At 66.7% G+C, this 12,576-nt stretch carries 13 protein-coding genes; 2 read left to right on the forward strand and 11 right to left on the reverse strand.

Annotated features, from left to right (window positions below; genetic code table 11):
* Window positions 1-98: 98 nt before the first annotated feature.
* From rplQ to VHO04_RS02505, 7 genes are all read right to left on the reverse strand, one after another.
* On the reverse strand, window positions 99-518 hold the full coding sequence (gene rplQ, locus VHO04_RS02475; protein ID WP_297661357.1) for a 50S ribosomal protein L17: 420 nt from the start codon (window positions 516-518) through the stop codon (window positions 99-101).
* Between the two features lie 163 nt (window positions 519-681).
* A complete protein-coding gene (locus VHO04_RS02480) occupies window positions 682-1,740 on the reverse strand; it encodes a DNA-directed RNA polymerase subunit alpha (protein ID WP_329626888.1) in 1,059 nt (352 codons plus the stop codon).
* A gap of 100 nt (window positions 1,741-1,840) precedes the next feature.
* Entirely contained in the window at window positions 1,841-2,230 is a 390-nt protein-coding gene (gene rpsK / locus VHO04_RS02485; RefSeq protein ID WP_003040416.1) for a 30S ribosomal protein S11, read from the reverse strand.
* An 80-nt stretch (window positions 2,231-2,310) separates the two neighbouring features.
* A complete protein-coding gene (gene rpsM / locus VHO04_RS02490) occupies window positions 2,311-2,679 on the reverse strand; it encodes a 30S ribosomal protein S13 (RefSeq protein WP_184098428.1) in 369 nt (122 codons plus the stop codon).
* A gap of 201 nt (window positions 2,680-2,880) precedes the next feature.
* Window positions 2,881-3,672 carry a 3'(2'),5'-bisphosphate nucleotidase CysQ gene (locus tag VHO04_RS02495; protein WP_329626889.1) on the reverse strand — a complete coding sequence of 264 codons (792 nt, stop codon included), beginning with the start codon at window positions 3,670-3,672 and terminating at the stop codon, window positions 2,881-2,883.
* A gap of 11 nt (window positions 3,673-3,683) precedes the next feature.
* Window positions 3,684-5,027 (reverse strand): TldD/PmbA family protein, encoded by a 1,344-nt coding sequence (locus VHO04_RS02500; RefSeq protein WP_329626890.1) that lies wholly within the window; start codon window positions 5,025-5,027, stop codon window positions 3,684-3,686.
* A 170-nt stretch (window positions 5,028-5,197) separates the two neighbouring features.
* Window positions 5,198-5,518 carry a hypothetical protein gene (locus VHO04_RS02505; protein ID WP_297661337.1) on the reverse strand — a complete coding sequence of 107 codons (321 nt, stop codon included), beginning with the start codon at window positions 5,516-5,518 and terminating at the stop codon, window positions 5,198-5,200.
* Between the two features lie 382 nt (window positions 5,519-5,900).
* On the opposite strand from VHO04_RS02505, the gene VHO04_RS02510 reads away from it, so the two are divergent.
* Both VHO04_RS02510 and VHO04_RS02515 read left to right on the forward strand, forming a co-directional pair.
* On the forward strand, window positions 5,901-7,835 hold the full coding sequence (locus VHO04_RS02510) for a S9 family peptidase (RefSeq protein WP_329626891.1): 1,935 nt from the start codon (window positions 5,901-5,903) through the stop codon (window positions 7,833-7,835).
* Between the two features lie 63 nt (window positions 7,836-7,898).
* Window positions 7,899-9,161, forward strand: a complete 1,263-nt coding sequence (locus VHO04_RS02515; protein ID WP_329626892.1) for a SulP family inorganic anion transporter — start codon at window positions 7,899-7,901, stop codon at window positions 9,159-9,161.
* A 122-nt stretch (window positions 9,162-9,283) separates the two neighbouring features.
* On the opposite strand, the gene VHO04_RS02520 is transcribed toward VHO04_RS02515, so the two are convergent.
* The 4 genes from VHO04_RS02520 to VHO04_RS02535 form a co-directional block, all read right to left on the reverse strand.
* Window positions 9,284-9,892 carry a hypothetical protein gene (locus tag VHO04_RS02520; RefSeq protein WP_329626893.1) on the reverse strand — a complete coding sequence of 203 codons (609 nt, stop codon included), beginning with the start codon at window positions 9,890-9,892 and terminating at the stop codon, window positions 9,284-9,286.
* 106 nt (window positions 9,893-9,998) lie between these two features.
* Entirely contained in the window at window positions 9,999-10,514 is a 516-nt protein-coding gene (locus tag VHO04_RS02525) for a demethoxyubiquinone hydroxylase family protein (RefSeq protein WP_329626894.1), read from the reverse strand.
* Window positions 10,511-10,993: a disulfide bond formation protein B gene (locus tag VHO04_RS02530; protein WP_329626895.1), complete on the reverse strand. Its 483-nt coding sequence runs from the start codon at window positions 10,991-10,993 to the stop codon at window positions 10,511-10,513. Before VHO04_RS02530 ends, VHO04_RS02525 begins: the two co-directional genes overlap by 4 nt.
* Window positions 10,994-11,102: 109 nt before the next feature.
* Window positions 11,103-12,491, reverse strand: a complete 1,389-nt coding sequence (locus VHO04_RS02535; protein WP_329626896.1) for a S41 family peptidase — start codon at window positions 12,489-12,491, stop codon at window positions 11,103-11,105.
* Window positions 12,492-12,576 lie beyond the last annotated feature (85 nt).

Consider the following 12,576-nt stretch of genomic DNA (forward strand, 5'->3'; position numbering starts at 1 on the left):
AGCGGATTTGATGCCGGTCCTGTCGCTGCGTTCCGCAAAGAAAAAGGGCGGCGCCTCGCGGCACCGCCCTTGATCCTGTGTCGCTGGAAATCCGCGTCTTACGCGTCTTCCAGTTCCTCGTCGCTGAACACCGGGCCCGAATCCTGGCCCTTGGCATCGACGTCGCGGTCGACGAATTCGATGATCGCGATCGGCGCCGCGTCCGAGGCGCGGATGCCGGCCTTGATGATGCGGGTGTAGCCGCCGTTGCGGTCCTTGTAGCGCTCGGCGAGGACGTCGAACAGCTTCACGAGCTGCGTGTCGTCCATCAGGCGGCTCATCGCCAGACGGCGATTGGCCAGACCGCCACGCTTTGCGAGCGTGACCAGCTTTTCGATATAGGGACGCAGTTCCTTCGCCTTGGCGACGGTCGTCGTGATCTGCTCATGCTTGATGAGCGAGGCCGACATGTTGCGGAACAGGGCCGTGCGATGCGCGCTCGTGCGCTGAAGCTTCCGGCCACCCGATTTATGACGCATGATTTTGTCCTTCGTTCGTTAAGGGCCCGTGTGAGGTAGCCCAGACCAGGTCGATTTGCGGGCCGACCCATTTCCCGAAATCGTCATCCCAGCGAAAGCCGGAATCGCTAGCGGTGTCTCACCGCGATAGCGGCCCCAGCTTTCGCTGGGGCGACGCCTATCTTCACCCAAGCAGTTCCTGCTCGAGCTTCTTCGCCATTTCCTCGATATTCTCCGGCGGCCAGCCGGGGATATCCATGCCGAGGCGCAGGCCCATCGACGACAGCACTTCCTTGATTTCGTTCAGGGACTTGCGGCCGAAGTTCGGGGTGCGAAGCATTTCGGCTTCGGTCTTCTGGACCAGATCGCCGATGTAGATGATGTTGTCGTTCTTGAGGCAGTTGGCGCTGCGGACCGACAGTTCGAGTTCGTCGACCTTCTTGAGAAGGAAGCGGTTGAGCTGGTTGACGTCGGACTCGTCGGCGGTGGTCGACGGCGCCGCCATGCCGATCATGCCGCTGTCGTTCATCGCCTCTTCGAAGTGGACGAAGACCTGAAGCTGGTCCTGGAGGATGCGCGCGGCGTAAGCGACGGCGTCTTCCGGGGTTACCGTGCCGTCGGTTTCGACGGTCAGGCTCAGCTTGTCGAAGTCGAGTTCCTGGCCGATACGCGCATTGTCGACCTTGTAGGCGACCTGGCGGACGGGCGAGAAGAGCGAGTCGACCGGGATCAGGCCGATCGGCGCGTCGGCCGGACGGTTGGCGGTCGCGGGGACATAGCCCTTGCCGCTGTCGGCGACGAGTTCCATGTTCAGCGTCGCGCCGTCGTCGAGGTGACAGATGACATGGTTCGGGTTCATCACCTTGATGTCGCCCGACACCATGATGTCGCCGGCCTTGACGGTCGCGGGGCCGGTGGCCGAAAGCTGGAGCCGCTTCGGGCCTTCGCCTTCCATCTTGAGCGCGATCTGCTTGACGTTGAGGACGATGTCGGTGACATCCTCGCGCACGCCGGCCAGGCTCGAGAATTCGTGCAGGACGTTCTCGATCTTGATCGACGTGATGGCCGCACCCTGGAGCGACGAGAGCAGAACGCGGCGCAGCGCGTTGCCGAGCGTCAGGCCGAAACCACGCTCAAGCGGCTCGGCGACGAAGGTCGCCTTGCGCTTGCCGTCGCCGCCGGCCTTGATTTCCAGGTTGCTGGGCTTCTTCAATTCCTGCCAGTTCCGGATATTGACAGTCATGGACTTCCCTTTGCTTTGGGCGGGACGGGCAGGGGTCGGCTACCCATCCAGCGAGAGATTTGGTGCGGGCGGACCCCGGCGGGGTGCGCCCGAAAAGGCGTCAGACGCGGCGGCGCTTGGCCGGGCGGACACCATTGTGCGGGATCGGCGTCACGTCGCGGATAGACGTGATGTGGAAACCGACCGCCTGCAGGGCGCGGAGCGCCGATTCACGACCGGCACCGGGGCCCTTGACCTCGACTTCGAGGGTGCGGACGCCGTGCTCAGCGGCCTTCTTGCCCGCGTCCTCGGCGCAGACCTGCGCGGCGTAAGGGGTCGACTTGCGGCTGCCCTTGAAGCCCATCATGCCGGCGCTCGACCAGGCAATCGCATTGCCCTGCGCGTCGGTGATGGTGATCATCGTGTTGTTGAAGGTCGCGTTGACGTGGGCCACACCCGACGAGATATTCTTGCGTTCGCGCCGACGAAGGCGCTGCGGTTCACGAGCCATTGATGAAATCCTGTCCTAAATCCGTAAAGCGGGCCGGGGCGCAGCCGTCAAAGGGCGGCCACCGGCGCGGAAAAACCGGCTTACTTCTTCTTGCCGGCGATCGGCTTCGCCTTGCCCTTGCGGGTGCGCGCATTGGTGTGCGTGCGCTGGCCGCGAACGGGAAGGCCCTTGCGATGACGCAGGCCGCGATAGCAAGCGAGGTCCATCAGGCGCTTGATGTTCATCGCCGTGTTGCGGCGAAGGTCACCCTCGACCGTATGGTCGGCGTCTAGCGTTTCGCGAATCTGGAGGATTTCGGCGTCCGAAAGATCCTGGATGCGACGGCTGTGGTCGATGCCCAGCTTGTCGGCGATGTCGACGGCGGTCTTGCGGCCGATGCCGTGGATATAGGTGAGCGCAATGATAACGCGCTTGTTGGTGGGCAGGTTGACGCCCGCGATACGTGCCATGCTGTTCTTTCTCCTGCTCCACAGGACTCGCTGGCAGACGAGTCCTATCTCAAAGCGTCTGATTTCCAACGCAAAAAACGGACCACGAATGCGCTTGCCGCGCTTCGCCGTCCGGTCAGGCTGTTGGAATGGATGCGCAACTAAGGTGAGTCGGGCCGAAAGTCAAGCGGACTGCGGCGGTTCGCGCGGGGTGATCGACGGTCAGGACGACGATGTAAGCGCCACCGCGCGGTCGTGCAAGCGGCTCACCACGGCGCGATGGATTCCGGGGGCGCAGGCGATGACGCCGAAGGCTTGTGCGCGCGGGGTGTTGAAGGCGAGCGGTTTGCCGAAGGCATCGGTGACGATCGCCCCCGCCTCGGTCGCGATCAGCGCTGCGGCGGCGACGTCCCACTCGAAGCCCCAGCGCAGCGTTGCGACCAGGTCGGCCCGGTCGTCGGCGACGAGCGCCATGCGCAGCGCGATGCTGTTCGGCTTGGTGACCATGATCAGGTCGCGGTCGATCTTGGGCAGGCTGTCGGCGGGAACGCGCGACCCGTCGAAGATCATCCGCCGGCTCGCGCGCAGCGCCTCGCCATTGAGCGTCGCGCCATGCCCCTTTTGCGCGACCCACAATTCGTCGAGCGCGGGGGCATAGAGGACGCCGAGTTCGGGCGCACCGTCGACGACGAGCGCAACCGACACGCACCAGCCGGGGCGGCCGCGGATGAAGTCGCGCGTGCCGTCGATCGGATCGACGCACCACATCGCGCGGCACGCCAGGCGGTCTTCATTGTCGGCGGTCTCTTCGGACAGCCAGCCGGCGCGCGGCTCGATCGCGCCGAGCACCGCCTTCAGCCGCGCATCGACCGCCAGGTCGACGTCGCTGACCGGATTGTCGTGCGACTTGTTCCAGACGCTGACCGCCTTGCCCTCGCCGCGCCAGCGCGCCATCGCCATGTCGCCGACCTCGCGGGTCGCGGCGATCACGGCTTCGAGGTTGCGGCCGGGCACGGCGGAGCGCCCTAGGCGCTCGCGACGGTCATGCCGTCGATGCGGAGCGTCGGCGCGTTGACCGCGTGGCGGAATTCGAGGTCGTCGGCGGGGACGAGCGCGGCGAACATATCGACCAGATTGCCCGCGACGGTGAACTCGGCGATCGGCCCGGCGATCCGGCCGCCCTGGATCAGGAAGCCCGACGCGCCGCGGCTATAGTCGCCGGTGACCGGATTGACGCCCTGGCCGATCAGCTCGGTCAGATAGACGCCTTCCTCGATGTCGGCCATCAGCGCTTCGGGGCTTTGCGTTCCCGCCGCGAGGTGGAGGTTGCTCGCGGTCACCCCCGCCGCGCCGCCGCCACGGCTGGCATGGCCGGTGGGCTGGAGGCCGAGCTGTTTCGCCGACGCCGTGTCGAGCAGCCAGCCGGTGATCCGGCCGCCGGTCACGATATCGCGCGGCGCGGTCGGCAGACCCTCGCCGTCGAAAGCGCGGCTGCGCAGGCCGCGTGGGCGGTGCGGGTCGTCGCGGATGACGATGGCGCGGTCGAAAAGCTGTTGCTCTTCCTTGCCGAGCAGGAAGCTGGTTCCGCGCGCGACCGCGGGTCCGGCGATCGCGGAGAGAAGATGGCCGACGATGCCGCCGCTGACGCGCGGGTCGAGCAGCACCGGCACCTTGCCGACCGGCGCCTTGCCGGGGTTCAGTCGCGCCACGGCGCGGGTGCCCGCGCGCGTCCCGATGTCTTCGACGCTTTCGAGGTCGGACAGGTGGTGCGCGCTGTGCCAGCCATAGTCGCGCTGCATCGCCGCGCCTTCGCCTGCGATGACGCTCGCTGACAGGCTGTGCCCGCTCGATCCATAGCCGCCGGCGAAGCCGTGGCTGGTCACGAGCGCGAAGCGGGTGCGGCTGTGGCTCGCGCTGCCGCCCTCGCTGTTGGTGACCCCCGCGACCGCGCGCGCCGCTTCCTCGACTGCCAGCGCGGCTTCGCGCAGCGCCTGTGGATCGGCTTCGCTGCCGTCGTCGAGATCATAATCGGGGACCGGACCGCGGAAGAGCCGGTCCTCGGGGGCGAGGCCGGCATAGGGGTCTTCGGGCGCCTCGCGTGCCATCGCGACGCAGCGCTCGACCAGTTTCGCGAGTTCGCCGGCATCCATGTCGGCGGTCGACACGCTGGCGCTGCGCTGGCCGACGAAGACGCGCAGTGATATGTCCTGCCCTTCGGACCGCTCGACATCCTCGAGCGCGCCGAGGCGCATCGAGACCGAGGTGGCGGCATTGCAGTAATAGAGCGCGTCGGCGGCATCGGCGCCAGCCTTGGTCGCGGCGTCGCAGAGCATCTGCGCGCGGTCTAGGGCTTCGGAAACGGTCAGCATGTCCGCGCCCTATACGGCGCGCGGGCCAGCGTCAAAATCTATGTCGGCAAACCGAAGGGCGTCGAACCGATTTCCCTTCGTCACCCCGGACTTGATCCGGGGTCCATTATAAGCGGCGTCGCGTGAATGGATGCCGGATCAAGTCCGGCATGACGAAAGCAAAGATGGAGTCAGCGCGCGATCGCGGCGATGGCGTCGGTCGCGGCCATCGCGCCGCTGACCCACAGGAAGGGCAAAGTCAGCGCGGCGGCCCACAGGCGGCGGACGTCGCGGCGGAAACGCGCGTGAAGGCCCCAGCTTGCCAGCGCCTGGCGGCTGAGGTGATACCAATGGCGTTCGGTCATCCGCGCGATCGGGACGGCGAGCGCGAGGAGCATGACGAGCGCCACCGCGATCAGCGCCGACGGCGCTCCGGCGGCGACCGCGCTCGTCACGAGCCAGATCTGCAAGGCGGCAAAGGCGATGAGGGCGGCGGCGGCGTGAACGGTCATGCGGCGGCCCAAGCTGCGCGCAGGCGGTACGCTTGCAGTCGATCGGCGCCAGAGGCGCGGTCCGAACGTCGATGCCATGTTTTCAGCCCCTCCGGCTGGCGATTCCCAGAAACGCCACGTTTTGCCCCAAAAATTCCCAAGTCAAGACACTCTGCCAGCGATTCGTTAATTTTTGCATTCGCTTCGTCGCGGATTCGCCACGAATCCGGGTTGGAGTGCCTGAATCGCTGCCATATCGGCGTCATTCGTCGTGTTTTATGACCATTTCGCGATGGATGGCGCTGGCTGGCCGCTGGTGAACCGGTTTCCGTCGAAACCTTGCATCGAATGGCTGGGCGGGTAAGTCTTGCCGCTCGTCTTTCAGCAATAGGGAAAATCACCGATGCGTTATCTGGCCGCTCTCGCCGCCTTGACCCTTCCGTTCGCGCCGGCGATCGCCGCCGAGGGCGACGCGGCGGTCGAACCGAAGCCCGCGGCGCTCGTCGCCGACGGCGTGCCCGCGGTGCCCGCCGAGCTGACCGCCGCGACGCGTCCCTATATGGAATATCGCGGCGCCGCCTTCGTCGGCTGGAACCCCGCCGACAAATCGATGCTGATCGCGACGCGCTTCGGCAACACGACGCAGCTTCACCGTGTCGCCCGCCCGATGGCCGCGCGCGAGCAATTGACCTTCGAGGCGGAACCGGTGGCGCATGGCGGCTGGTCGCCGTCGAGCGGCGACATGATGCTGGTCCAGAAGGACGTCGGCGGCAGCGAATTCTATCAGATCTATGCGATGAAGGACGGGCGCCTTCGCCTGCTCACCGACGGCAAGAGCCGCAATTCGCTCGACGCGTGGAGCAAGGACGGCAGCCTCGTCGCCTTCACCTCGACGCGGCGTAACGGCCGCGACAACGATATTTACGTCATGAACCCGCGCGATCCGGCGTCTACACGGCTGGCGGCGCAGGTCGACAGCAACGGCTGGTCGGTCGCCGGCTTTGCGCCCGACAAGAGCTGGGCGCTCGCCACGCGATCGGCCTCGATCGAAAAGACCGACCTGTTCCGCCTCGACCTCGCGAGCGGCAAGATGACCCCGATCGGCGATCACAAGAAGAAGATCGCTTTCGAGGGCGTTTCCTTCGCGCCCGACGGCACGATCTGGGCCACGAGCGACGCCGGCAGCGACGTGCTGCGCCTCGGCACCCTCGACCCGAAGACCGGCGCTTTCACGCCGCGCGGCCCGGCCGAGACATGGGACGTCGAGGCGTTCGACATCTCCCCCGACGGGCGCTTCATCGCTTATGCGATCAACGAGGCGGGGGTGAGCCGGTTGCGCGTGCTCGATGTCGCGAGCGGCGCCGCGCGGACGGTCGATGCGCTGCCCGCGGGCGTGATCGGCCATCTCGAGATCGCGCCGTGGGGCGCGATTGGCATCGGCTTCACCTCGGCGCGCAGCGCCGCCGACGCCTATAGCGTCGATCCCGAAACGCTCGCCGTGACCCGCTGGACGCAAAGCGAGACCGGCGGCCTCGACGCCGCGCGCAATATCGAGCCCGAACTGGTCACGATCAAGAGCTTCGACGGGCTCGAGATGTCGGGTTTCCTCTATCGCCCCGACCCCGCGAAATTCCCCGGCAAGCGCCCGCTGATCATGCATGTCCACGGCGGGCCGGAAAGCCAGTGGCGCCCCGAGTATCTGGGCAGCACCAATTATATCGTCAACGAGTTGGGGGTCGCCTATTTCTACCCCAACGTCCGCGGCTCGACCGGCTATGGCAAGCGCTTCGTCGGCCTCGACAACGGGCCGTTCAAGCGCGAGGACAGCGTCAAGGACATGGGCGTGTTTCTCGACGCGCTCGCGAAGGATCCGGGGCTCGACGCGACGCGCTTCGGGCTGACCGGGCGCAGCTATGGCGGCTATATGTGCTATGCCGCCGCGACGCATTTCGCCGACAAGCTGCGCGCGAACCTGTGCGTCGTCGCCATTTCGAACTTCGTGACCTTCCTCGAGAATACGCAGGAATATCGCCGCGACCTGCGCCGCGTCGAATATGGCGACGAGCGCGATCCCGCGCAGCGGGCGAAGCTGATGGAAATCTCGCCGCTCACCCGCGTCGCCGACATCAAGAAGCCGTTGTTCGTCGTTACCGGCGCCAACGACCCGCGCGTCCCGGCATCGGAGGCCGAGCAGGTCGTGGCCGCCGTGCGAAAAAATGGCGGCACCGCCTGGCATCTGGTCGCGACCAACGAGGGGCATCAGTGGGGCAAGAAGGAGAATGTCGATTACACCTTCTGGGCCTCATTGCTCTTCTGGAAGCAATATCTGCTGAACTGACGCTTGACCCCGGCGCGGGCCGGGGCCTAGCGCATCGGGCGGACCCTTGCTCAAGGAGATGCGATGCGCCGGCCCAAGCTGCTGGATACGATGCGCGATTACAGCTGGCCGCTGTTTCGCGCCGATGCGTTGGCCGGGGTCAGCGTCGCGCTCGTGGCGCTACCCCTCTGCATCGCGATCGCCATTGCGTCGGGCAGCACGCCCTTCGTCGGGCTCGTCACCGCGATCATCGGCGGCTTCATCATCTCGGCGACGAGCGGCAGCCGGGTGCAGATCGGCGGGCCGACCGGCGCCTTCATCGTCGTCGTCTATAGCGTCATCCAGAATCACGGGATGGACGGGCTGATCGTCGCGACGATCATGGCGGGAATTATTCTGACGATCGCCGGCTTCTTCCGCGCCGGCCGGCTGATCGCGCTGGTGCCCGAACCGGTGATCGACGGCTTCACCATCGGCATCGCGACGATTATCGCCGCCAGCCAGCTTCAGGATGCGCTCGGCCTGTCGGCGGGCAAGGTTCCCGCCGACATGATCCCGAAGATCGAGGCGCTATGGGCGGCGCGCGCGACGCTCAGCCCCGCGGCGCTGGGCGTCACCGCGGCGACCGTCGCCGCGATCCTGCTGCTGCGGCGCTGGCGTCCGCGCTGGCCGGTGCTGGTGATCGCGGTCGGCCTTGCTTCGCTGGCGGTCGCCGCCTTTCACCTGCCGGTCGATACGGTGGGATCGCGCTTCGGCGCGCTGCCATCGGGGCTTCCGGCGCCGCACTGGCCGCAGGTGACGGCGGATCGTCTGATCGAACTGCTGCCTTCGGCCTTCACCATCGCCTTTCTCGCGGGGGTCGAATCCTTGCTGTCGGCGATCGTCGCCGATCGCATGTTCGGCGGCCATCACCGCCCGAGCGCCGAACTGCTCGCGCAGGGTTATGCGAATATCGTCTCGCCACTGTTCGGCGGGCTGCCGGTGACCGGCGCGATCGCGCGCACCGCGACCAACGTCCGCGCCGGCGGGCGCACCCCGATCGCGGGGATGGTGCACGCGTTGGTGATGCTCGCGGTGCTGCTCGTCGCGGGAAAGCTCGCCGGCGCGCTGGCGCTGCCGGCGCTCGCGGCGGTGCTGCTCGTCACTGCGCTCAACATGGCGGAGGTCGAGAAATGGCGCGGTCACCTCGCGCTGCCGCGCGACGAACTCTTGCTGCTCGTGCTGACGCTGGTGCTGACGGTGTTCGCCGACCTGACGGTCGCGATTGGCGTCGGCGTCGCGCTCGGCCTGTTGCTGCGCTGGTGGAAGGGACGCGGCCCGGCGCCGTGGACGCCGCGCGAGGGGTGAGCGGCCCGGTTTCCTAAATCAACCGTGTCCCCGCGAAGGCGGGGACCCATCTCCCGCTGGTTCAAAATAGCGCCGACCGGAGATGGGCCCCCGCCTTCGCGGGGGAACAGCTACTTTTTCGCTTATTTCTTCGGCGGAACCGGCAGGTCGCCCGCGTCAACATCGGGCGTCTCTGGCGCCGGAGCTTGTCCGCTGGCCTGGCGTTCGAGCTCCTCGGCCGCCTTCTGCCGTTCGGCGAGCGCTTTCTCCTCGGCGACCACCGCGGCTTCGACCTCGTCCGCCGCGGCGTCGATACCGGCGAGCCGCTTGGCGCGTTCGTCGGCGATCATCGCCTGCCAGTCGGTCTTGTCGGCTGCCTGGCGCTCGGCCTTGGCGCCCGCGAGGAGCGCCTGCGTGCAGCCGGTGAAGCCGCCGAGCCCGACCGGCGAGCAGCTGTCGGTGCCGAAACGGCCGACGCGCTCCATCGAAGTCACGCGGTTGAGCCACGCCTGATTGCGCGGGTCGAGCGGATCGCCACCGCGGAAAATCTGGGGGACGCGATACCGGTCCTGTTCGGGCAGGCGGTTGCAGACGACGATCTCGTCAGGGCTCGACTGCTCGCACTTGTCGTCGCCATAGATGATCACCTGGTTGATCTTGTCGGCGTTCACCGTGTTGGTTTCCTGCGCGGCGGCAGGGAAAGCGGCGAGGCTGCTGGCGAGGAACAGCGCGGCGAACGGCAGGCGGGTCATCACTTTTTCCTTCATTGCGTTTCGGCCGGAATGGCACGCGCTCTCTGCATAGTCCATGAACATCCCGTCATCCGTCGCACCCGGCGAGGACGAGGGATATTCTTTATCAGATACGCTTGGACAGCGCGATGGCTGCGCGGCAGCCCGCGCGGATCGCGAGGCTGAGCAGCGGATAGCCCGGTGCGCTTTCGGCCCCTGCGGCGAGCGCGGCTTCCTTGTGTTCGAGCTCCTCGGCGCGAAAATCCTCGACCGCGGCGCTGAGTTCGGGGTCGCTGTCGCCGAGTTCGTCGATCTGGTGACGGTAATGCCGGTCGATCTCGGTCTCGACCGCGGCGGTGCAGGCCATCGCGGCGCGCGGCCCCATCGCGGCGGTCACCGCGCCGAGCGCGAAGCCCGCGACGTTCCAGATGGGCTGGAGCGCGGTCGGCCGCACCCCGCGGCGCGCGACCATCGCGTCGAAGAAGGCGCGGTGTCTTTCTTCCTGCTCGGCCATATGCGCGATCTCGCGCGCCATCGGGTGGCGGTCGCCCATCACCGCGAGCTGGCCGGCATAGATGCGCGTCGCGCCATATTCGCCGGCCTGGTCGACGCGGATCATCGAGGCGGTGCGGTGCTTGCTCATGCCGCCGATGTGGTCCGGCGGCGCAGCAAGGTCAAGACGAGCGCGGCGGCGGCGAGCGAGAAGATCGCATTGAAGCCGGCGAGCGAGATGCCGAACAGCCGCCACTGCGCGACGTCGCAGCGGATGATCGGCGCCGCCATGATCTCGTCGAGCGAAATCGGGCCGCTATGACTGGTGCTGCACGTCGTCAGCCCTTCCCACAGCCCATATTCGACCCCGGCGTGGAAGATCCCGATTAGACCGCTGATCGCGATGGCAATCGCAGCGAGCCAGGTCAGCGACCGCATCGCCTTGTCGTTGCGATTGAGGAGCAGCGCGAGCAGCGCCAGCATGATCGCTGCCTGGTGCGGCCAGCGCTGCCAATAGCACATCTCGCACGGATGGAGGCCGAAGCCGAACTGCGACACGAGCGCGCCGCCATAGAGGAGCAGCGGGGCGGCGAGCGCGACGAGCGGCGCGGCAAGGCGGGATTGGAGCATCAACACTTACCTTGAACTATAGTCATTCCGGCGAAGGCCGGAATCTCGCCGGTGCGTCAGATACAGAAGGCGAGGTCCCGGCCTTCGCCGGGACGACGGATTGAACAAATCAGTTGCGCGCGGCGGGCTTCGCGGGCGGCTTGCCGCCCTGCGCCATGCGCGGCGTCGCCGGACCGATCCGCCCGATCGTCTGCAGCGCATAATAGAGCTGATAATCCTTGATGCCCTTGGCCTTCAACTCCTCGGCGGTTGCGGTGAAGCGCGGATCGTCCTTCTCATCCTTTTCGAGCAGGCTGTTGTCGACCTTCTTCTCGTTGATCAGATGGCGGCGCAGGTCGCTTTCGCGGAAGCGCGGGCGGTCCTTGTAATCGGGGTCCGAAAGCTGCGGCACGCGAATGTCGGGCTCGATCCCGCCTTCCTGTACGCTGCGTCCCGACGGGGTGTAATAGCGCGCGGTGGTGAGGCGGAGCGCGGTGGTGTCGGTCAGCGGCAGCACCGTCTGCACCGATCCCTTGCCGAAGCTGCGTTCGCCCATGATTACCGCGCGGTGCTGGTCCTGCAGCGCGCCCGCGACGATTTCGGAAGCGGAGGCGGAGCCCGCGTCGATCAGCACGATCATCGGCGCGCCGCCGGCAAGGTCGCCGGGTTCGGCGAAATAGCGCTCGATGTCGTTCTTCTTGCGCCCGCGCTGCGAGACGATCTCGCCGCGGTCGAGGAAAATGTCGCTGACCCCCACCGCTTCGTCGAGCAGCCCGCCGGGGTTCGAGCGCAGATCGAGCACCCAGCCGCGCGGTTTGTGGCCGAGCGACTTTTCGACCGAGATCATCGCGGCCTTGAGGTCGCGGGTCGCGTCGGCGGAGAAGCTGGCGATGGTCAGCACGCCGACATCGTCCTTCACTTCCCATTTGACCGGCTTCACGTCGATGATCTCGCGGGTCAGCGTCATCTCGATCGGCTTGTCCTGGCCTTCGCGCACGACGGTGATCTCGATCTGGGTGCCGGGACGCCCACGCATCTGCTCGACCGCCTCGTCGAGCGTCATCCCGAAAATCAACTGCTTGTTGATGTGCGTGATATAATCGCCGGCCTTGACCCCGGCGCGGTCGGCGGGGGTGTCGGCAGTCGGCGCGATCACCTTGACGACCCCGTCCTCCATCGTGACCGACAGGCCCAGCCCGCCATATTCGCCGTCGGTCTGGGTGCGCAGATTGGAATAGTCGCGCGCGTCGAGATAGCCCGAATGCGGGTCGAGGCTGGCGAGCATCCCGTTGATCGCGCCCTCGATCAGCTTGTCGTCGCTGACCGGCTCGACATAGTTGGATTTGACCTCGAGAAAGACATCCATGAAGCGGGCGATTTCCTGCTGCGTCGAGGCGTCGACGGTCGCCATCGCCCCGGTCGCGAGCGGGACGAGCGCAAGGGTCGAAAGCGCCGCGGCGCCCTGCCACAGCGCGAAGCGGCGCCGGGAAGCGGAGGCAGTCTGGATCGATTCGGTCATGGTCATCTTTCAATCGCGCAGGCGTGAACCTGCCTTATAATCCCCGGCGCGCCATCGTCCTACGGAATTTTGGGAGCGTCAAGCG

The sequence above is a fragment of the Sphingopyxis sp. genome (assembly GCF_036261875.1).
GTDB lineage: Bacteria > Pseudomonadota > Alphaproteobacteria > Sphingomonadales > Sphingomonadaceae > Sphingopyxis.

Bases quoted from the DNA above. Each gene is read 5' to 3' on its own strand.
- VHO04_RS02500 (WP_329626890.1), bottom strand. From the start codon at position 5,027: ATGCTGACCGTTTCCGAAGCCCTAGACCGCGCGCAGATGCTCTGCGAC.
- VHO04_RS02530 (WP_329626895.1), bottom strand. From the start codon at position 10,993: ATGCTCCAATCCCGCCTTGCCGCGCCGCTCGTCGCGCTCGCCGCCCCG.
- VHO04_RS02510 (WP_329626891.1), top strand. From the start codon at position 5,901: ATGCGTTATCTGGCCGCTCTCGCCGCCTTGACCCTTCCGTTCGCGCCG.
- VHO04_RS02520 (WP_329626893.1), bottom strand. From the start codon at position 9,892: ATGACCCGCCTGCCGTTCGCCGCGCTGTTCCTCGCCAGCAGCCTCGCC.
- VHO04_RS02505 (WP_297661337.1), bottom strand. From the start codon at position 5,518: ATGACCGTTCACGCCGCCGCCGCCCTCATCGCCTTTGCCGCCTTGCAG.
- VHO04_RS02535 (WP_329626896.1), bottom strand. From the start codon at position 12,491: ATGACCGAATCGATCCAGACTGCCTCCGCTTCCCGGCGCCGCTTCGCG.
- VHO04_RS02525 (WP_329626894.1), bottom strand. From the start codon at position 10,514: ATGAGCAAGCACCGCACCGCCTCGATGATCCGCGTCGACCAGGCCGGC.
- rpsM (WP_184098428.1), bottom strand. From the start codon at position 2,679: ATGGCACGTATCGCGGGCGTCAACCTGCCCACCAACAAGCGCGTTATC.
- rplQ (WP_297661357.1), bottom strand. From the start codon at position 518: ATGCGTCATAAATCGGGTGGCCGGAAGCTTCAGCGCACGAGCGCGCAT.
- VHO04_RS02480 (WP_329626888.1), bottom strand. From the start codon at position 1,740: ATGACTGTCAATATCCGGAACTGGCAGGAATTGAAGAAGCCCAGCAAC.
- rpsK (WP_003040416.1), bottom strand. From the start codon at position 2,230: ATGGCTCGTGAACCGCAGCGCCTTCGTCGGCGCGAACGCAAGAATATC.
- VHO04_RS02515 (WP_329626892.1), top strand. From the start codon at position 7,899: ATGCGCCGGCCCAAGCTGCTGGATACGATGCGCGATTACAGCTGGCCG.